Annotated in this window: 16 protein-coding genes and 3 tRNA genes; 13 read left to right on the forward strand and 6 right to left on the reverse strand. The window is 71.2% G+C overall.

Annotation, left to right across the window (positions count from 1 at the left end; translation table 11 throughout):
* Positions 1 to 45: 45 nt before the first annotated feature.
* The 7 genes from gyrA (at position 46) to ACGF12_RS01320 (ending at position 6,088) form a co-directional block, all read left to right on the forward strand.
* Positions 46 to 2,583, forward strand: a complete 2,538-nt coding sequence (gene gyrA, locus ACGF12_RS01290; RefSeq protein WP_393023943.1) for a DNA gyrase subunit A — start codon at positions 46 to 48, stop codon at positions 2,581 to 2,583.
* A gap of 148 nt (positions 2,584 to 2,731) precedes the next feature.
* The gene (locus ACGF12_RS01295; protein ID WP_393023712.1) at positions 2,732 to 3,475 is read left to right on the forward strand and encodes a DUF3566 domain-containing protein; all 744 of its coding nucleotides are present in this window, start codon (positions 2,732 to 2,734) and stop codon (positions 3,473 to 3,475) included.
* Positions 3,476 to 3,735: 260 nt separating this feature from the next.
* Positions 3,736 to 5,070, forward strand: a complete 1,335-nt coding sequence (locus tag ACGF12_RS01300; protein ID WP_393023714.1) for a class I SAM-dependent methyltransferase — start codon at positions 3,736 to 3,738, stop codon at positions 5,068 to 5,070.
* Between the two features lie 55 nt (positions 5,071 to 5,125).
* Positions 5,126 to 5,202, forward strand: a tRNA-Ile gene (locus tag ACGF12_RS01305).
* 85 nt (positions 5,203 to 5,287) lie between these two features.
* A tRNA-Ile gene (locus tag ACGF12_RS01310) sits at positions 5,288 to 5,361 on the forward strand.
* Between the two features lie 358 nt (positions 5,362 to 5,719).
* Positions 5,720 to 5,848: a DLW-39 family protein gene (locus ACGF12_RS01315; protein WP_014137031.1), complete on the forward strand. Its 129-nt coding sequence runs from the start codon at positions 5,720 to 5,722 to the stop codon at positions 5,846 to 5,848.
* Positions 5,849 to 6,015: 167 nt separating this feature from the next.
* Positions 6,016 to 6,088: transfer RNA gene (locus tag ACGF12_RS01320), tRNA-Ala, on the forward strand.
* Between the two features lie 80 nt (positions 6,089 to 6,168).
* Here ACGF12_RS01320 and ACGF12_RS01325 read toward each other — a convergent pair.
* Positions 6,169 to 6,879 carry a DUF5324 family protein gene (locus ACGF12_RS01325; RefSeq protein WP_393023716.1) on the reverse strand — a complete coding sequence of 237 codons (711 nt, stop codon included), beginning with the start codon at positions 6,877 to 6,879 and terminating at the stop codon, positions 6,169 to 6,171.
* A 249-nt stretch (positions 6,880 to 7,128) separates the two neighbouring features.
* Here ACGF12_RS01325 and ACGF12_RS01330 point away from each other — a divergent pair, with 249 nt between their 5' ends.
* Positions 7,129 to 8,022: a rhomboid family intramembrane serine protease gene (locus ACGF12_RS01330; RefSeq protein WP_393023718.1), complete on the forward strand. Its 894-nt coding sequence runs from the start codon at positions 7,129 to 7,131 to the stop codon at positions 8,020 to 8,022.
* A 336-nt stretch (positions 8,023 to 8,358) separates the two neighbouring features.
* Here ACGF12_RS01330 and crgA read toward each other — a convergent pair whose 3' ends face one another.
* Positions 8,359 to 8,607 carry a cell division protein CrgA gene (gene crgA / locus ACGF12_RS01335; protein ID WP_380608889.1) on the reverse strand — a complete coding sequence of 83 codons (249 nt, stop codon included), beginning with the start codon at positions 8,605 to 8,607 and terminating at the stop codon, positions 8,359 to 8,361.
* Between the two features lie 167 nt (positions 8,608 to 8,774).
* Between crgA and ACGF12_RS01340 the strand changes: the two genes are divergently transcribed.
* The 5 genes from ACGF12_RS01340 (at position 8,775) to ACGF12_RS01360 (ending at position 12,536) form a co-directional block, all read left to right on the forward strand.
* Entirely contained in the window at positions 8,775 to 9,536 is a 762-nt protein-coding gene (locus tag ACGF12_RS01340; RefSeq protein ID WP_393023722.1) for a DUF881 domain-containing protein, read from the forward strand.
* A gap of 80 nt (positions 9,537 to 9,616) precedes the next feature.
* Positions 9,617 to 9,796 carry a hypothetical protein gene (locus ACGF12_RS01345; protein ID WP_355668934.1) on the forward strand — a complete coding sequence of 60 codons (180 nt, stop codon included), beginning with the start codon at positions 9,617 to 9,619 and terminating at the stop codon, positions 9,794 to 9,796.
* A gap of 53 nt (positions 9,797 to 9,849) precedes the next feature.
* Positions 9,850 to 10,512 carry an aminodeoxychorismate/anthranilate synthase component II gene (locus ACGF12_RS01350; protein ID WP_393023725.1) on the forward strand — a complete coding sequence of 221 codons (663 nt, stop codon included), beginning with the start codon at positions 9,850 to 9,852 and terminating at the stop codon, positions 10,510 to 10,512.
* 5 nt (positions 10,513 to 10,517) lie between these two features.
* Positions 10,518 to 11,627, forward strand: a complete 1,110-nt coding sequence (locus ACGF12_RS01355; protein ID WP_393023728.1) for a class E sortase — start codon at positions 10,518 to 10,520, stop codon at positions 11,625 to 11,627.
* 36 nt (positions 11,628 to 11,663) lie between these two features.
* Complete coding sequence (locus tag ACGF12_RS01360) at positions 11,664 to 12,536, forward strand: class E sortase (protein WP_393023731.1); 873 nt, start codon at positions 11,664 to 11,666, stop codon at positions 12,534 to 12,536.
* Positions 12,537 to 12,672: 136 nt separating this feature from the next.
* On the opposite strand, the gene pknB is transcribed toward ACGF12_RS01360, so the two are convergent.
* From pknB to ACGF12_RS01380, 4 genes are all read right to left on the reverse strand, one after another.
* The gene (gene pknB / locus ACGF12_RS01365; protein WP_393023734.1) at positions 12,673 to 14,796 is read right to left on the reverse strand and encodes a Stk1 family PASTA domain-containing Ser/Thr kinase; all 2,124 of its coding nucleotides are present in this window, start codon (positions 14,794 to 14,796) and stop codon (positions 12,673 to 12,675) included.
* Positions 14,797 to 15,058: 262 nt separating this feature from the next.
* On the reverse strand, positions 15,059 to 16,516 hold the full coding sequence (locus ACGF12_RS01370) for a peptidoglycan D,D-transpeptidase FtsI family protein (protein ID WP_393023737.1): 1,458 nt from the start codon (positions 16,514 to 16,516) through the stop codon (positions 15,059 to 15,061).
* Entirely contained in the window at positions 16,513 to 17,931 is a 1,419-nt protein-coding gene (locus ACGF12_RS01375; protein ID WP_393023946.1) for an FtsW/RodA/SpoVE family cell cycle protein, read from the reverse strand. Before ACGF12_RS01375 ends, ACGF12_RS01370 begins: the two co-directional genes overlap by 4 nt.
* Before the next feature lie 121 nt (positions 17,932 to 18,052).
* A complete protein-coding gene (locus tag ACGF12_RS01380; RefSeq protein ID WP_393023740.1) occupies positions 18,053 to 19,720 on the reverse strand; it encodes a PP2C family protein-serine/threonine phosphatase in 1,668 nt (555 codons plus the stop codon).
* Positions 19,721 to 19,740 lie beyond the last annotated feature (20 nt).

The raw sequence follows: 19,740 nt of genomic DNA on the forward strand, positions 1-19,740 counted from the left end.
ACCTCCGAGACTCCCGACGCCGCCGAGGCCACCGCCCAGGTGACCATGCGGATCGAGCCGGTCGAGCTCGAGACCGAGATGCAGCGCTCCTACCTCGACTACGCGATGAGCGTGATCGTCAGCCGGGCGCTCCCCGAGGTCCGCGACGGCCTCAAGCCGGTGCACCGCCGCGTGCTCTACGCGATGTACGACGGCGGGTACCGGCCCGAGAAGGGCTACTACAAGTGCGCCCGCGTCGTCGGCGACGTCATGGGCAACTACCACCCGCACGGTGACACCTCGATCTACGACACAGTGGTCCGCCTGGCCCAGCCGTGGTCGCTGCGGATGCCGCTGGTGGACGGCAACGGCAACTTCGGCTCCCCGGGCAACGACCCGGCCGCGGCCATGCGCTACACCGAGTGCAAGCTGATGCCGCTGGCCATGGAGATGATGCGCGACATCGACGAGGAGACCGTCGACTTCGCGCCCAACTACGACGGCCGCTCGCAGGAACCGACCGTCCTGCCCGCGCGCATCCCCAACCTGCTGGTCAACGGTGCCACCGGCATCGCGGTCGGCATGGCCACCAACATCGCGCCGCACAACCTCCGCGAGGTCGCCTCCGGCGCGCTCTGGTACCTGGAGAACCCCGAGGCCTCCGCCGAGGAGCTGCTGGAGGCCCTGATCGAGCGGATCAAGGGCCCCGACTTCCCCACCGGCGCGCTGATCGTCGGCCGCCGCGGGATCGACGACTACTACCGCACCGGCCGCGGCTCGGTCACCATGCGCGCCGTGGTCGAGGTCGAGGAGATCCAGGGCCGCCAGTGCCTGGTGATCACCGAGCTGCCGTACCAGGTCAACCCGGACAACCTCGCGCTGAAGATCGCCGACCTGGTCAAGGACGGCAAGATCGCCGGCATCGCCGACGTCCGCGACGAGTCCTCCTCCCGCACCGGCACCCGCCTGGTGGTCGTGCTCAAGCGCGACGCGGTCGCCAAGGTCGTGCTGAACAACCTGTACAAGCACACCGAGCTGCAGACCAACTTCGGCGCCAACATGCTGGCCCTGGTCGACGGCGTGCCGCGCACCCTGTCGCTGGACGCCTTCATCCGGCACTGGGTCAACCACCAGGTCGAGGTCATCGTCCGGCGCACCACCTTCCGGCTGCGCAAGGCGGAGGAGCGCGCCCACATCCTGCGCGCGCTGCTCAAGGCCCTGGACCTGATCGACGAGGTCATCGCGCTGATCCGGGCCTCGGCGAGCGCGGACGCCGCCCGCACCGGCCTGATGGGCCTGCTCGACATCGACGAGCTCCAGGCCAACGCCATCCTCGAGATGCAGCTGCGCCGCCTGGCCGCCCTGGAGCGCCAGCGGATCACGGACGAGCACGACGAGCTGCAGCGCAAGATCGACGAGTACAACGCGATCCTGGCCTCGCCGATCCGTCAGCGGGAGATCATCTCCGAGGAGCTCGCCGCGATCGTCGAGAAGTACGGAGACGAGCGGCGCTCCACCCTGATCCCGTCCGACGGCGACCTCTCCATCGAGGACCTCATCGCCGAGGAGGACATCGTCGTCACGATCACCCGTGGCGGCTACGTCAAGCGGACCCGCTCCGACCTCTACCGCTCGCAGAAGCGCGGCGGCAAGGGCGTGCGCGGTGCCCAGCTCAAGCAGGACGACATCGTCGACCACTTCTTCGTGACGACGACCCACAACTGGATCCTGTTCTTCACCAACAAGGGCCGGGTCTACCGCGCCAAGGGTTACGAGCTGCCGGACGCCGGGCGCGACGCCCGCGGCCAGCACGTGGCCAACCTGCTGGCCTTCCAGCCGGAGGAGCACATCACCCAGGTGATGGCCGTCCGCACCTACGAGGACAAGCCGTACCTGGTCCTCGCCACCCGGGCCGGCCTGGTGAAGAAGTCCCCGCTCAAGGACTACGACTCCCCGCGCTCCGGCGGCCTGATCGCGATCAACCTGCGCCAGGACGAGGAGGGCCGGGACGACGAGCTGATCGGCGCCGAGCTGGTCTCCGCCGAGGACGACCTGCTGCTGGTCTCCAAGAAGGCCCAGTCGATCCGCTTCACCGCGACCGACGACGCACTGCGGCCCACCGGCCGCGCCACCTCCGGCGTCAAGGGCATGGCCTTCCGCGAGGACGACGAGCTGCTCTCGATGAACGTCGTCCGCCCGGGGACGTACGTCTTCACCGCCACCGACGGTGGCTACGCCAAGCGCACCGGCGTGGACGAGTACCGTGTCCAGGGGCGCGGCGGCTACGGGACCAAGGCGGCGAAGATCGTCGAGGGTCGGGGCTCGCTGGTCGGGGCGCTGGTGGTGGACGACACCGACGAGATCATGGCGATCACCCTGTCGGGTGGAGTGATTCGAACGAGGGTTTCCGAAGTTCGTGAAACCGGACGTGACACCATGGGCGTCCAACTGATCAACCTCGGTAAGCGCGACGCGGTGGTGGGCATGGCCCGCAACGCGGAGGCCGAGGACGACGAGACGGCGGAGGACGAGGTCGTGGGCACCGAGTCCACCGAGACGGCCGAGGGTACGGAGACGGCGGTCGGCGGCGACGCCGAGGCCTGAACCGAACCGCAGGCCGGTGTCGCCGCGTCCACAGGAGTGGGCGCGGCGGCATCGGACGCCGACCAGTACCGGGCAATCCCGCCGGGCGCTGGATGACGAGTGACGGACCAGGGCGGCGCCGCCCTGGTGGGAAGTGCGGGAGGACCAGGTGAGTGGAGCCACGGGTGCTGCGGGAGGACCCTCCGGCGGCCGTCCGGGCGCGCAGGGCGGGGGTTCGTACGGCGTCCCGGGACAGCCGCCGACCGAGCACTCGGCCGCGTCCACCTCGCTGATGCCGCCGGTCGGCGGAGCGGGCCAGGCCGGTGCGACCTACGGGGGCCAGACGCCGCCGCCCGGCGGTCAGGCCTCGGGCGCGGGCGGCTTCTCGACGCCGACCACCTACACCAAGGGGCAGCCGACCCCGGCCCGGGGCACCCGGACCGGTGGCAACACCCCGGCCGGCGGCACCCCCGTCCCCGGGGCGGCGCGCCGCTCCTCCGGCGGGCCCTCGGCCGGCGTCGGAACCCTCGGCCGGACCCGCAAGGCCCGGCTGCGGGTGACCAAGGTCGACCCGTGGTCGGTGATGAAGGTCAGCTTCCTGCTGTCGCTGGCCGTCGGCATCATCATCATCGTGGCCGCGGCGGTGCTGTGGATGACGCTGGACTCGCTCGGCGTCTTCGACTCGCTGACCAAGACGCTCAAGGACGTCACCGGCGGCGGCGCCGAGAACACCAGCAGCCAGCTGAACCTGATGGACTACATCGGCTTCGGCAAGGTGATGATGTTCACCACGCTGATCGCCGTGGTCGACGTCGTGCTGCTGACCGCGCTGTCCACGCTCTCGGCCTTCATCTACAACGCGGCGGCCGGCTTCACCGGCGGCGTCGAGCTGACCCTGGCCGAAGAGGACTGACCCCCGGCCGGATACTGACCATCGGTCAGTTCTCCGTTCGGGAACGGAATGTACGGGCCCCGCAGGCTGTTGCCGCCTGCGGGGCCCGTCGGCATTCGGGTGACAGCCGGCTCCCGCGGCGCGCCGCCCGGAAACGGGTCGGCCGCGGTGGGATTAGCTGGACGCCGCCCGTTCCCGCGCCTGGGAGTGCCACAGGCCGCCCCCCGGTCCGTCGACCGGGTCAGGAGAGGTTCAGCAGGACGACTGGACGGAGGCGCGCGATGGCGAAGCTCGCAGGTCAACTGGTGGAGGCCCTGGAAGGGCTGATGGGGGTCCCGGCACCACTGCGGGTCCAGGCATGGGACGGCAGCGTCGCCGGGCCGCCGGGAACGCCCACGGTGGTGCTGCGCAACCGCCGGGCGCTGCGCCGGCTGATCTGGCAGCCGGACGAGCTGGGCCTGGCCCGGGCGTACGTCTCGGGGGACTTGGAACTCGCCCCCGGCACCGACCTGTACGAGACGCTCTCCGCGGTCGCCCGCTTCGCCGAGCGGCCGGAGATCCGCACCATGACCATCGGGCCGCGCGACGTGCTCGGCGCCAGGGGCCGCAAGGTCCTCGCCGCCGCCGTGCGGGCCGGGGCGATCGGCCCGGAGCCCACCCCGCCCGCGGAGGAGGTCCGCAGGGCCCAGGGGCGGCTGCACAGCCGCAACCGGGACCGCGCGGCCATCAGCCACCACTACGACGTCGGGAACGACTTCTACGGCCTCGTGCTGGGTTCGTCCATGGTCTACTCCTGCGCCTACTGGACGCCCGAGGCGAAGAGCCTGGAGGCGGCCCAGGAGGCCAAGCTCGACCTGATCTGCCGCAAGCTCGGCCTGCGGCCCGGGATGCGGCTGCTGGACGTCGGCTGCGGCTGGGGTTCGCTGCTGCTGCACGCGGCGAAGCACTACGGGGTCACCGCGGTCGGCGTCTCCATCTCCAAGGAGCAGGTCGCGCTGGCCCGCGCGCGGGTCGAGGAGGCCGGTCTCGCCGACCGGGTCGAGGTCCGGCTGCAGGACTACCGGGAGATCACCGACGGCCCGTTCGACGCCGTCTCCAGCGTCGGCATGGCCGAGCACGTCGGCTCCGAGCAGTACCGGGTCTACGCCGAGGGCCTGTACGGGCTGTTGGTGCCCGGCGGCCGGCTGCTCAACCACCAGATCGCCCGCCGCCCGGACCACCCCGGTGAGCCGCACCGCACCAGCCCCTTCATCGACCGCTACGTCTTCCCGGACGGCGAGCTCTCCCCGGTCGGTTCCACCGTGGCTCGGCTGGAGGAGGCCGGCTTCGAGGTCCGGGACGTCGAGGCGCTGCGCGAGCACTACGCGCTGACCCTGCGCGAGTGGGTGGCCAATCTGGAGGCGCACTGGACGGAGGCGGTCCGGCTGGTCGGTCGCGGCCGCGCCCGGGTCTGGCGGTTGTACATGGCCGCCTCCGCGCTCGCCTTCGAGCAGAACCGGATCGGCGTGAACCAGGTCCTGGCCGTCCGCAGCACCGAGGAGGGCATGGCCGCTCTGCCGCCGACCCGCGAGGAGTGGCTGGTGCGTCCGGCCGTCGAGGTCCCTGCCGCGACCTAGGCCGGAACGGATTTGGGAGATCGGCGGTCGGTCCGCTAATCTTTCAGTGCGGCAAGGGCCTATAGCTCAGACGGTTAGAGCGCTTCCCTGATAAGGAAGAGGCCACAGGTTCAAGTCCTGTTAGGCCCACCACCGCGAGGGGCCCGGAGTGATCACTCCGGGCCTCTTGTCGTTTTCGCAGATCGGGGCCGCTTCCGGTACGCTCTCTGAGCAGCGCGGGCCTATAGCTCAGACGGTTAGAGCGCTTCCCTGATAAGGAAGAGGCCACAGGTTCAAGTCCTGTTAGGCCCACCGCCACGAGGGGCCCGGAGTGATCACTCCGGGCCCCTCGTCGTTTTCGCCGTGAGTCCGGGGCCGTCGCGGCCGGGGCGCCGGCCGGACCGGCTCTGACGAGGGCTTCCCGGACCGGCCGCGTGCGGACGAACCGCAGGACGGGAGGTGCGGCGTCAATCCTCCAGGCGGGCCTTCGGGTTGAAGCGCCGGTGGCTGGTCACGATTGGGACACTGGTGTGTATCATCGGCCGCAAGGGCAGTCTGGCACCCGGCAGCCCGTTCGCGCTCGAAACACATCTGGACTCGTCGGCCCGTTTCAGTCCGGCTGGAGCACCGGCTCCTGAGTCCACCAACGCAAGAAGGACGAGGTCCCGCGGTGAAGAAGCTCCTCCTGGTCGCCCTGGTCGCCCTCGGCGGCTTCTTTGTCTACCGTCAGGTCCAGGCGGACCGCGCCGAGCAGGACCTGTGGACCGAGGCCACCGACCCGGTTCCGGCCGGTCGCTGACCCGGACGATCTGACGATCGACGATCTTCGGAGGCGCTGATCGCGCCTCCCGAAACCGGTCGGTCCGGTCACATGACCGGACCGGCCGGTTCCTTCGAGGGGACGGCGCTCGGAATCGCGTCGAAACCCGGTACGCTAGTGCCCGTTGGCACGCGCCGTGCCGTCGAGGGGCATTAGCTCAGTTGGTAGAGCGCTGCCTTTGCAAGGCAGATGTCAGGAGTTCGAGTCTCCTATGCTCCACAGCGCCTGAACGGCGGCTGACCTGTTCTCCAGGTCGGCCGCCGTTCTGTCGTTCCGGGCCGTCTTCCCCGGGCCGGCCGCTAGGACTGCGGGCGGTCGTCCTCGGTGGGCTCCGTGGACTCGGCCGCGTCGTCGGGGGCGGCGCCGTTCATCGGGGCGGTGGCGCCGCGGGCGCCGCCCGGCCGGGGTGCCTCCGGGGCCGGGGGTTCGACCAGCCACTCCGGGTTGCTGTGCCGGCGCCACCACTGCCAGGCGACGATGCCGCCGCCGATCGCCAGCACGCCCGCCACCGCGAGGCCGGTGGACCAGCCGCCGCGGCACCGCGCCCGCTTCGCGTTCCGGGCGGCGAGTTCGCTGATCTCGGCCGCGCTCACGTGGCCCTGGAGGGCGGTCAGCGCGGCGGCGCCGCGGGCCTGGGCCTCGTGGGCGACCGGGGAGACCGCGGCGCGGGCGTCCTCGACGGCCTGGGCGACCCTGGGGCCCACCGTGGCGCGGGCCTGGTCGGCGGCGCGGGTGGCGGAGAGGCGGGCCGCCAGCGCGGTCTCCTGGGCCCGGTGGAGGGCCTTCAGGGCGTTCTCCTGGGCCTCGGGCGGCAGGCTGGCGAAGGCCTGGCCGAACTGTGGGGCGAGGTGCCTGTCGTACTGGACGCGGAGATTGTGGGCGGCCTGGGAGGCCTTCGGCCCGAGCGCGTCCAAGGCGGGCCCGAGGCGCTGCTTGGCGCCGTCCGCGAAGTGCGAGGCGGTGTCCCGGGTCCTGGTGGCCGTCTCACGGGCCGAATCCGAAAAGCTCACGAGTCTCTCCTCCTGGGCGGCATCCTCTATGCACGTATCCACCTGAATGCTGATCATGCATCCGGATTTGTCCAGCGGCACTCCGGGGTGGGCCGGGCGAGGGCCCCTGCGGGGAGCGGCGGGGGAGGAGCGGGGGTGGGCCGGGGCCCCCTTCCGGGGCGGGCCCGGGTGCGGGAAGGCGCCGGGGGCGAGGGGTACCGCAGTACGCTGGCGGCTCCGGTGGTCGGGTACGGGAAGGGGAGAGCGCTGATGCTCCCGGACGAGCCGCGGCAGTCGACGGAGCCTTCTCCGGAGGGTGGGCCGCCCGGTTGCTACCGGCATCCGCAGACCGCCACCGGGATCTCCTGCACCCGCTGCGAGCGGCCGATCTGCCCCCGGTGCATGGTGGCCGCCTCGGTGGGTTTCCAGTGCCCGGAGTGCGTCGGTGGCGGGCACGCCGGGGCGAGACGGGCGACCACCCGGTTCGGCGGCGCGCTGACCGTCGACGGCGGGCTGGTCACCCGGGTGCTGATCGGGATCAACCTGGTGGTCTGGCTGCTGGCCGCCTACGTGCTCAGGCCGCGGCTGGGTGAGGTCTGGTCGCTGGTCAGCGCCGGGCGGGACGTCCTCGGCGGTCCGTACGGCATCGCCGACGGTCCGGCCCAGTGGTACCGGCTGCTGACCGCCACCTTCCTGCACCTGGAGTGGTGGCACGTCGGGATGAACATGCTGGTGCTGTTCTGGCTCGGCCCGCCGCTGGAGGAGGCGCTCGGCCGACTGCGCTTCCTGGCCCTCTACCTGCTCGCGGGCCTCGGCGGCAGCACCTTCGCCTTCCTGGTGGCCGGCGACTGGATGAACTCGCTGGGGGCCTCCGGGGCGGTCTTCGGCCTGATCGGCGCCACGATCGTGATGCAGCTGCGGAACCGGGGCCCGCTCGCCCCGGCGGTGGCCTTCCTGGTCTTCAACCTGGTGGTCACCTTCTCCCGCCCGGGCATCGACTGGCGCGCGCACCTCGGCGGCCTGGCCCTGGGCGCACTGACGGCTTTCGGCCTGATGTACGCCCCCCGCGAGCGCCGCGGACTGGTCCAGGCGCTGACGGTGGCCGGGGCGGTGGCAGTGGAGGCGGCGATGTTGCTGACCGGGATGGCCCTCTACGGCGCGTGACGCCCTGGACGTTTGTCCACAGCGGGTGGGGGGTTGTGCACAGGCTGTGCGCCGGTCCGCCTGTGAACTGCTGTTCTACGCGCGTTCCCCTGTGCGGTTCTCCCGTTCCCGGGCGGTTGTGCACAGCTGTGGACAGTCCCGGCCGGAAAAGTTATCCACAGGCTGTGGGGACTTTTCCCCAGTGTGGATAACCATGTGGATAAGCCCGACTGTCGGATGGTGGGGATAACCGACGGGGCTTCAGTCCGTGTCCGGGCATGCCGAACCGCCGCTTCGGGAACCGCGATCCGAGGCGGCGGAAACGGCTCGAATTCGAGCCTCAGGACGAGCGGAGCGTCACTTCCACTGGGTGGAGACGCCGAACCCAGCCGCGATGAAGCCGAAGCCGACCAGGATGTTCCAGTTCCGCCAGCTCTCGACCGGGTAGCTGCCGCTGGTCACGTAGTACGTGACGATCCAGACCAGGCCGATCAGGAACAGTGCCAGCATCAGCGGCGCGACCCAACCGCGGCCCGAGCTGATCTTCACCACAGCCGTCGTCGGCGGGGTGTAGTCGGACTTCTTGCGGAGTCGAGACTTCGGCACGAGGAGCTCTCCTGTCGATGCGCTGTGAGACCGCGCAGGGGTGCAGCGGGTGAGACGCCGACGACGGGACGTGGAGAACGCTCTGGGACCGCTCCCCGACCTGCCACCGGCGTCCGTTAGCGTAGTGGCTCGGCGGGTCTCAAGGAGATAAGGGTACGGTGACTAATTTGTCGATTCCCCCTGGGAAGGCCGGTACCCGCCGATCCGGCATCCGAATTGTCGGCCGTGCCCTGACCTGCGCCGTGTTCGCGCTCGCCGGTCTGCTCTTCTACATCAGCGCACAGACCGCCCGCGGCACCGACCTGCGGACCGACAACTCGCTGCTGAGCCTCGGCGACGTGATCCGCCAGCGCAGCTCCCAGAACCAGCAGGCGCAGGCCCAGCTGGCCGACCTCCAGTCCCGGGCGCAGCAGGTCACCGAGCAGCAGGGCAACAACCCCGCCGACGCGGCCCGGCTGGACGGCCTGCGGCTCGGCGCGGCCCTGGAACCGCTGCAGGGCAGTGGTCTGAGCGTCACCCTGAACGACGCCCCGCCGAACGCCACCGCGCGCATCCCCGGCGTGCCCGAGCCCGGCGTCAACGACCTGGTCATCCACCAGCAGGACATCCAGGCCGTGGTCAACGCGCTGTGGCGGGGCGGCGCCGAGGGCGTGCAGGTGATGGACCAGCGGCTGATCTCCACCAGCGCGGTGCGCTGTGTGGGCAACACCCTGCTGCTCCAGGGCCGGGTCTACTCCCCGCCGTACGTGGTCAAGGCGGTGGGCAGGACGGACGCCCTGCGGGCGGCCGTCGAGGCCGACCCGACCATCCGCAACTACCTGCAGTACGTCCAGGCGTACGGCCTGGGCTGGAAGGTCCAGGAGAGCGGCGATCTGACCCTGCCCGGCTACTCCGGCACCACCGAACTCCGGTCGGCGGGCGGACAGTAGCAGCTGAGTGGCGGACCGGCCTCGCAGCTGTGGATCTCGGGTCTACTCTTGACCCCAGTCCGCTACGTCGAGGGAGCACCATGTACGGCTTCATCTGGCGTCACCTCCCGGGGAACACTCTGGTCAAGGCCGTCATTTCGCTGCTCCTGATTCTGGGGATCGTCTACCTTCTCTTCACCTACGTCTTCCCGTGGGCGGAACCGCTGCTCCCCTTCGGTGACGTCACAGTGGACGGCGGCGACGGAGCCGCGGCCGGCTGACCGGCGGGCCCGGCAGTTCCCCCCAGCACCGCACCCACGGAGACCACGCGCGAATGACCACCCAGCCGACCCCACCCCGCATCCTGGTCGTGGACAACTACGACAGCTTCGTCTTCAACCTGGTCCAGTACCTGTACCAGCTCGGCGCCACCTGCGAGGTGGTGCGCAACGACGAGGTGACCGTCGAGCACGCCGTCCGCCGGACGGGTGAGGAGGGCTTCGACGGGGTGCTGCTCTCCCCCGGGCCCGGGGCGCCCGAGGAGGCCGGGGTCTGCATCGAGATGGTGCACCACTGCGCCGGGATCGGGCTGCCGGTGTTCGGCGTCTGCCTGGGCCTGCAGTCGATCGCGGTGGCGTACGGCGCGGTGGTCGACCGGGCGCCGGAGCTGCTGCACGGCAAGACCTCGCCGGTCGAGCACGAGGACGGCGGGGTGTTCGAGGGCCTGCCCTCGCCGCTGACCGCGACCCGCTACCACTCGCTGGCCGTCGACCCGGCCACCGTGCCGGCCGAGCTGATCGTCACCGCGCGCACCGGGAGCGGCGTGATCATGGGCCTGCGGCACCGTGAACTGCCCGTCGAGGGCGTGCAGTTCCACCCCGAGTCGGTGCTGACCGAGGGCGGGCACCGGATGCTCGCCAACTGGCTGGCGGAGTGCGGCGACCCGCACGCCGTGGACCGGTCGGCCGGGCTCGCCCCGGTGATCGGCCGGGGCTGAGCGGCGTGACCGCGGTGCGCCCGGAGGGGCGTTACCAGCCCGAGGCCGGTCCCTACGGCGGCCCGCAGCAGCAGTACGGCGGCGCGCAGGAGCAATACGCCGGCGCGCCGTACGACGGGGGCCGGGCCGACGGGCCGTACCCCCGGCAGCACCCGGTCCAGGGCGCGCCCGAGGACGCCTGGGGCGTGTACGAGCAGGCCGAGGAGCCCGCCGCGGGCGGGCCCGAGTACCCGTGGCTGCCCGACCAGACCCTCCAGCTGCGCCTGCCCGCCGATGACGGCGAGCCGGCCGCGGAGCCCGCCCCGCCGACCGGTGGCCGGGCCGAGCGCCGACGGGCCGCCCAGGGCCGGACCTCGGTCCGTGCGGGCGGCGGGCGGCGCCGGGCGAAGGGCCGGGCGGCCGGCCGGACGCGCCCCAAGGAGTCCGCGGCCGTGGTGGGCGCCCGGCTGGTCGGCGAGCTGTGCATCACGCTCGGCATGGTGATGCTGCTGTTCGTCGCCTACCAGCTCTGGTGGACCAACGTGCAGGCCGACGAGGCCGCCAGCAGCGCCCGCGACCAGCTGGAGCAGCAGTTCGACGCCCAACCGCCCGCCCAGCCGGGCCAGCCGGCGCCGGACCCGAACAAGCCGGAGGCGTTCGCGCCCGGCAAGGGCTTCGCCATCATCTACCTGCCCAAGCTGGGGCTGAAGTTCCCGATCGCCGAGGGGACCGACAAGTCGGCAGTGCTCGACAAGGGCCTGGTCGGCCACTACACCAACACCGGGATGCCCGGCGACAAGGCGAGCAACTTCGCGCTGGCCGCCCACCGCAACACCCACGGCGAGCCGTTCCGGTACATCAACCAGCTGGGCAAGGGTGACAAGGTCGTGGTGGAGACCGCCACCGCCTACTACACCTACGAGATCACCGGCGGCATCCCGCAGACCTCCCCCAGCAACGTGAGCGTGATCAAGCCGGTGCCGAACGGCTCCGGGTACACCGGCCCCGGCCGGTACATCACGCTGACCACCTGTACGCCGGAGTTCACTTCCAAGTTCCGACTCATCCTGTTTGGCAAGATGATCGAGGAACGGCCGCGCAGCCAAGGCAAGCCGGCCGCGATCACGGGCGGATAGCCGCCCGGAGGCCCGTTCGGAGGGGGAGCACCGCAGATGCAGGACGACGGGACCGCACAGTCGGCAGAGCCGGCCCAGGAGGCCTTCCCCCCGCCCGGGGACGGCGCCGCGCCCGAAGGCGCGGGCGGGGCGCGGCGCGGGCGGAGCCGGGCGCTGGCCGCGCTCGGCGTCTTCGGCGAGCTGCTGATCACCCTGGGCCTGGTGCTCGCCCTGTTCGTCGCCTACTCGCTGTGGTGGACCAACGTGCAGGCGGACCGCTCCGCGGCGGACGCCTCCGACAAGCTGCGCAGCTCCTGGGCCGCGGGCCCGACCGCCGGCCCCTCGGCCGCGCCCGGCGCCACCCCGGCGCCCGGCGTCACCCCGGCGCCCGGCGCCACCTCCGCGCCCGGCCGGGCCCCGGCGGCGCCGCCGCCCGCGATCGGGGACGACGTCGGCTTCCTGCACGTCCCGGCGATGGGCAAGGACTTCGAGGTGCTGATCCGGATGGGCACCTCCACCGGGGTCCTGGACGAGGGCGTGGCGGGTGTCTACGAGCAGCCCTACAAGGCCGCGATGCCCTGGGACCAGGAGGGCAACTTCGCGCTGGCCGCCCACCGGGACGGCCACGGCGCCAAGTTCCACGACCTGGACGCCGTCCACAAGGGCGCCGCGATCGTGGTCGAGACCAAGGACAAGTGGTACGTCTACGAGGTCGACAGCACCCTGCCGGAGACCTCCAAGTACGACACCGGCATCATCGCGCCCGTCCCGGTCGGCTCCGGCTACAGCGCCCCCGGCCGCTACATCACCCTGACCACCTGCACGCCGGTGTACACCTCGCGGTACCGGATGGCGGTCTGGGGGAGCCTGGTGCGGGTGGACGACATGGACGCCAAGCGCACCCCGCCGCCCGAGCTGCGGCACTCCTGAGGGGCCTTCGGTGCCTCCTGAGGTCTCCTCAGGCTTAGCTCCCGGCAACGCCCGAGGGCCCGTCGCGATCACCGCGACGGGCCCTCGGGCGTTGTTGCTCGGGACGGCCAAGCCTCAGAACCAGGGGAACAGGGGCTTAGTTGTTGGGCCCCCCTTTGGGGTTGGGGGGTGTGGTGAAGGGGTCGCCCCCTTTGGTCGGGTCCGCAGCCTTGGTGAACAGCTGGACCTGGGTGTTCGGGTCCAGCTGGGTGCCGGCTCCGGGGTTGCTCATCTGGACGATCGCGTTCGGGTCCTGCGGGCCGACCACGGTGTAGCCCAGGCCGGCCTTCTGCAGCTGGGCGATGGCGTCCGACAGCTTGACGTTCTGCAGCGGCGGGACCTGGGCCTTGTCCGGCGCCTTGTAGACGGTCAGCGTGATCTTGGTGTTGGCCGGGGCCTTGGTGTTGGCCGGGACCGACTGCGCCGCGACGGTGTCGACCTTGGTCGGGTCGGTGGTCGGCACCGTCTTCGACATGTCGACCTGGAAGCCCGCACTCTGCAGCTGGGCCGCCGCGGCGTCCTTCTGCGCGCCGACCACGTTCGGGACGTTCACCTTGGTCTTGCCCTGCGAGACCGTCAGCTTGATCGGGGCGCTCGGGTCGGCGGTCTGGTTCGCCGCCGGGTCCTGGGCGGTGACGTTCTCCTGCGGAGCGGTGTCGTCGTCCTTGTACTCGGTGGTGACGTTGGTGAAGCCGGCGTCGGAGAGCGCCTTGGTGGCCTGGTCCTTGGTCTTGCCGACCACGCTCGGCACCTGGGCCTTGGCCGGGCCGGAGGAGATCTGCACCGTGATGGTGCCGTTCTCGGCGACCTGGCCGCCCGCCACCGGGTTCTGGGTGCAGACCTGGTCCTTCTTGATGGTGGCGTCCGGGCAGGCGATCTTGTCGCCCTCGGTCACCTGGAGCTTGGCCCCGGCGGCGGTCTTCGCGTCGGCCAGGCTCTTGCCGACCAGGTTCGGCACGGACACCTTCGCGGTGTCCTTGGTGCCCTTGTCGCTGAACATCGCCTGGGCCACGAAGAAGGTGCCGACCAGGACCAGCACGGCGGCCACCGCCAGCACGATCCAGGAGGTGTTGCTCTTCTTCGGCCGGTCCTCGCCGCGCCGACCGCGGCCGCCCTCGCCGTAGCCGTCGTCGTAGCCGTCGTGGCCGCCGCCCGGGGCACCGGCGTAGGTCTGGCCGTAGCCGTCGTCCTGGTAGCCGCCCTGGCCGTAGCCGGGCTGCGCGGAGGCCTGCGGCAGCACGGTGGTCGGGCCGCCGGGCTGCTGCGGCAGCACGTTGGTCTGGCCGTACGGGTCGTGCTGCTGCGGGTAGCCGTTCTGGTCGTAGCCGTACCCGGCGCCGCCCATGCCGTAGGCGGCGGCCTGCTGGGCGGCGGCGACCGGGAGGCCGTCGAGGAAGCGCTCGATGTCGTCGCGCATCTCGTCGGCGCTCTGGTAGCGGTAGTCGCGGTCCTTGGCGAGCGCCTTCAGCACGATCGCGTCGATCTCGGGGCGCACCTCGGGGTCGAAGACGGACGGCGGCTGCGCCTCCTCCCGGACGTGCTGGTAGGCCACCGCGACCGGGGAGTCGCCGACGAACGGCGGGCGCACGGTCAGCAGCTCGTAGAGCAGGCAGCCGGTGGAGTACAGGTCGGAGCGGGCGTCGACCTGCTCGCCCTTGGCCTGCTCGGGGGAGAGGTACTGGGCGGTGCCGATGACGGCCGAGGTCTGGGTCATGGTCATCCCGGCGTCACCCATCGCACGGGCGATACCGAAGTCCATCACCTTGACGTTGCCCTGCCGGGTCAGCATCACGTTGGCCGGCTTGATGTCGCGGTGCACGATGCCGGCCCGGTGCGAGTACTCCAGCGCCTGGAGGATGCCGATGGTCATCTCCAGCGCCCGCTCGGGCAGCAGCCGGCGGCCGGAGTGCAGCAGCTCGCGCAGCGTCGACCCCTCGACGTACTCCATCACGATGTACGGGATGGAGATGCCGTCGATGTAGTCCTCGCCGGTGTCGTACACGGCGACGATCGCGGGGTGGTTCAGGGACGCCGCCGACTGTGCCTCGCGACGGAAGCGGGCCTGGAACGACGGATCCCGGGCCATGTCGGCCCGGAGCGTCTTCACTGCGACGGAACGGCCGAGCCGGGTGTCATGGGCGAGGTACACCTCGGCCATGCCGCCGCGCCCGAGGACGCCGCCGAGCTCGTACCTGCCGCCTAGGCGACGAGGCTCTTCCATAGTTCCGACCCTCTCCCTCACCCGCCGGTGAGGTTGTGACGTAGGTGTCCCCGCACGCTCTGGGTGACGCCGCGCGCGCCGTGGCCGGTTCTCCGGCCGGGCCGTGCGTCGCCTCGCGGGCGGCAACGGGCACACCCGCTGCTGGCGGATACGCTACCGGTCGCACCCCGCCGGACCGGAGTCAGCCGTCGGCCGATATCAGACCGGTATCCGGACCGGGGTGCCGATCGTGACATTCGCCTCACCGTCGGCCGCGCTCCCCTCACTTGCCGAGCGCGGCCTGCATCACCGCCTTGGCGACCGGGGCCGCGAGGCGGCCGCCGCTGATGCCGTCGCGGTTGTTGGAGCCGTCCTCGACCACGACCGCGACCGCGACCGACTGGCCGTCCGGGGTCTTGGCCCAGGAGGTGAACCAGGCGAACGGCAGCCCGGCGTTGTCCTCACCGTGCTGCGCGGTGCCGGTCTTGCCGCCGACCTGCAGGCCGGGGATCTTGGCGTTGGTGCCGGTGCCGTTCTCGACCACCGAGACCATCAGGTCCTGCATCTTCTGCGCGGTGGCCGGGCTCATCGCCTGGGAGAACTGCTTCTCGGTGTGCTTGGAGATGGTGGTCAGCGAGGCCGAGCGCTCCTGGTCGACCAGGTACGGCTGCATCAGGCTGCCGTTGTTGGCGATCGCGGCGGAGACCATGGCCATCTGCAGCGGGGTGGCCCGGGTGTCGTGCTGGCCTATCGAGTCCTGGGCGGTGCCGTCCAGGCTGGGGCTGTCCGGGAAGATGCTCTTCTCGGAGCGGATCGGGGTGTCCACCGTGCTGTTGAAGCCGAACTTCTCGGCCTGCGCCCGCATCTTGTCCTTGCCGAGGTCCGCGCCCATCTTGGCGTAGACCGTGTTGCAGGACTGGTCCATCCCGGACTTGAGCGTGGCGTTCTCGCAGCGTTCGTTGGGGCTCTCGTTCTTCAGCACGGTCTGGGTGCCGGGCAGGGTGTACGGGTCCGGGGTCTGCGTGGCGTCGTTGATGTTCTGGTACAGGCCGTTCTCGAACGCCGCGGTCGCGGTGACCAGCTTGAAGGTCGAGCCGGGCGGATAGGTCTCCCGCAGCGCCCGGTTGAGCATCGGCTTGTTCGGGTCCGCGTTGAGGTCCTGCCAGGACTTGGTGTCGCCGCTGTCGCCGCCGGCGAAGGTGCTCGGGTCGTACGAGGGGGTGGAGACCAGGGCCAGGATCGCGCCGGTCTTCGGGTCGAGCGCGACCACCGCGCCCTTCTTGTCGCCGAGGCCGTCGAAGGCGGCCTTCTGGACCTTGGCGTTGATGGTCGTGACGACGTCGCCGCCGCGCTTCTGCTCGCCGGTCATCATGTCCAGCGTGTTGCGGAAGAACAGCCGGTCGTCGCTGCCGGAGAGGATGCCGTCCTCCAGGTTCTCCAGCTGGCTGGAGCCGTAGGCCTGCGAGGAGTAGCCGGTCACCGGCGCGTACATCGGGCCGTCGACCCAGGAGCGCTTGTACTTGTAGCGCAGGCCGTTCACGAAGTCGGACTTCGTCACCGGCTGGCCGCTGACGATGATGTTGCCGCGCGGCTGGGCGTAGCGGTCGTACAGCTGGCGCTTGTTGTTCTTGTTGGACGCCAGGGAATCGGCCTGGACTCCCTGGACCCAGTTGGTGCGCGCCATCAGGGCCAGGATCAGCACGAGGCAGAAGATCGAGACCCGGCGGATCGGTTTGTTCATCGGACGGGTCCTCCCTGGCCCTCGGTGGCCGGGGCCGGTTCGACCCCGGGTCGGCGGGCGCTGTCACTGATCTTCAGCAGGATCGCGACCAGCGCCCAGTTGGCGACCACGGACGAACCGCCCTGGGCGAGGAACGGCATGGTCATACCGGTCAGCGGGATCAGCCCGGTGACCCCGCCGGCCACGACGAAGACCTGCAGCGCCATCGCCGAGGCGAGACCGACGGCGAACAGCTTGCCGAACGGGTCGCGGGCGGCGAGGGCGGTGCGCAGGCCGCGCTGCACCAGCAGGGCGTACAGCAGGAAGATCGCCATCAGGCCGGTGAGCCCGAGCTCCTCGCCGAAGGAGCCCAGGATGAAGTCGCTCTTCGCGGCGAAGTTGATCAGCCAGGAGCGGCCCTGGCCCAGGCCCGAGCCGGTCACCCCGCCGGAGCCGAGCGCCATCAGCGACTGGCCGATCTGCTCGGTCGAGCCCTTGGGCGGGTTCGCGGAGAACGCGGCCATCGGGTCGAGCCAGGCGTCGATGCGGACCTTCACGTGGCTGGTGGTCGTGGCGACGGCGACCGCGCCGCCGATCGACATCAGCAGGCCGAACAGGATCCAGCTGGTCCGCTCGGTGGCGACGTAGAGCATCACCACGAACAGGCCGAAGAACAGGAAGGACGTGCCGAGGTCGTTCTCGAAGATCAGGATCAGCAGGCTGAGCAGCCAGATCACGACGATCGGGCCGAGGTCGCGGCCGCGCGGCAGGTACAGGCCCATGAAGCGGCGGCTGGCCAGTGCCAGGGCATCCCGCTTGACCATCAGGTAGCCGGCGAAGAACACGGTCAGGATGATCTTGGCGAACTCGCCGGGCTGGATGGAGAAGCTGCCCATCCGGATCCAGATCTTGGCGCCGAAGTCCTCCGCCCGGGCCGGGAAGAAGGCCGGCGCGGCGAGCAGGACCAGCGCCACCACCATCGAGATGTAGGTGTAGCGCTGGAGCACCCGGTGGTCCTTCAGCAGGACCATCACGCCGATGAACAGCGCGACCCCGAGCGCGGACCAGACCAGCTGGTTCCTCGCCGCCGGGAAGTTGCCGCTGAGCAGTTTGCCCGCCTTGTCCAGCCGCCAGATCATCACCACGCCCAGCCCGTTCAGCAGGGTGGCGATCGGCAGCATCAGCGGGTCCGCGTACGGCGCGAAGCGGCGCACCAGCAGGTGCGCGACCAGCGCCAGCGAGCCCATCCCGAGGCCGTAGCCGAGCATGCCGGCCGGCAGCCGGGAGTCCATCGCCAGCCCCACGTTGGCGTACGCCAGGATCGGCAGCAGGACCGCGAAGACCAGCAGCGTGAGCTCGGTGTTGCGCCGGTTCGGCGCGCCCTGGAGCGAGATGGTGGTGTTGCCCCGGCGCCGGGGCACGGCTCGCTGGGCCACCGCCCGGCGCCGACGGCCGGCGCGGCCGGTATCGCCGCTCAGGTTGTAGCTGCTCACGTGGTGACCGCTCCCTGACGGCCGGCAAGCCCGCTCCGGGCGGACCTATGTCGGGTCACGGACGTCACTGCTTCGGGCAGGACTCGGCCCGGCTGCGGTCATCGTCGCTCAGCTGGGGCTGCTGGGCCTGCTCGCTCGGGGCGGCGGCCACCGGCGGGGTGGCGTTCTGCGTCGGGGCGGAGGTGCTCGGCGCGGTCGGGGTCGGCGTGGCGGTCGGAGCCGCCGCGGCCGGGCGCGGGGTCTTCTCCTTCTCGCCCGGGACGGGGACGGCGGCCACGAACGAGGCCTTGCTGGCCTGGGTCGGTGCGGCGCTCTGCGGGGCCGCTCCCGGCTGGGCGCCCTGCGGGGCCGCTCCGGTGGTGGTGCCGGCGACCTTCTGGCACAGCTGGGCCCAGTTCACGAGGTCGGTCATCGTCTTCTCGGCGTCCTTCAGGCTGCCGACCGAGATGGTCTTGTTCACCTGGGCGCGCTGGTCCTGCGGCAGCCACTTCAGCGGGGCGTCGTTGTGCGACTCGTGCACCGAGGACAGGCTCAGACCGGCCAGGTTCTGGTTGACGCCCTGGTAGATGGCGACGTGGTCGCCGTCCTCGCCGATGTAGTACTGGTCCTGGGTCCACTGGTAGCCGAAGTACCCGGCGCCGCCGAGCAGGCCGAGGGTGACCAGGACGGCCAGCGAGACGGTCAGGCCCCGACGCTTGCGCTTGGGGGGCTGCTCCTCGTCGAAGTCCTCGGTGCCGTACACCGAGGGCTCGGCGGAGGAGTAGCCGTAGCCGGCCTCGCCCTCGTAGCCCTCGGGGGGGCCGAAGCCGCCCTGCGCGGCGCCGTAGCCGTCCTCGTAGCCCTCGGCGGGGCCGAAGGCGCCCTGGGGGCTACGGCCCAGGCCGGCGGCGCGGCCGGCCGGGGTGTCCGCGATCGAACGGTCGGCGGCGGCCGAGGACGGCGGGGTGTCGGCGACCGCGCCGACCACCACCGGGACGTCGTTGAACTGGCCGCTCATGGTGTCCGTGGCGCCGACGTCGATGACGTCCGCCACGATGCAGGTGATGTTGTCCGGACCGCCGCCGCGCAGCGCGAGCTGGATCAGCTCCTGCACGGTCTGCTCGGGCGAGTAGAAGCTGCCGAGGGTGTCCTGGAGGGTCTGGTGGCTGACCGGGCCGGAGAGGCCGTCGGAGCAGATCAGGTAGCGGTCGCCGGCCCGGACCTCGCGGATCGACAGGTCGGGCTCGACCTGGCCGCGGCCGTCCAGGGCCCGCATCAGCAGCGAGCGCTGCGGGTGGGTCTCGGCCTCCTCGGGCGTGATCCGGCCCTCGTCGACCAGGCGCTGCACCCAGGTGTGGTCCTGGGTGATCTGCACCAGCGAGCCGTCGCGCAGCAGGTAGGCGCGGGAGTCGCCGACGTGCACCAGGCCCATCCGCTGGCCGGTCCACAGCATGGCGGTCAGGGTGCAACCCATGCCCTCCAGCTGCGGGTCCTCCTCGACCATCTGCCGGAGCCGGTCGTTGGCGCCCTGGACGGCGTTGCCCAGCAGGGTCAGCAGGTCGGCACCCGGCACGTCCTCGTCCAGCCGGACGATCGAGCCGAGCACCTCGGAGGACGCGACCTCGCCGGCCGCGGCGCCGCCCATGCCGTCGGCCACGGCCAGCAGCCGCGGCCCGGCGTAGCCGGAGTCCTCGTTCCCCTCCCGGATCAATCCCTTGTGGGAGCCGGCGGCGAAGCGCAGCACCAGGGTCATGCGACCTGTGCCCCCCTCTG

This window comes from Kitasatospora sp. NPDC048296, from assembly GCF_043201815.1.
Taxonomy (GTDB): Bacteria; Actinomycetota; Actinomycetes; order Streptomycetales; family Streptomycetaceae; genus Kitasatospora.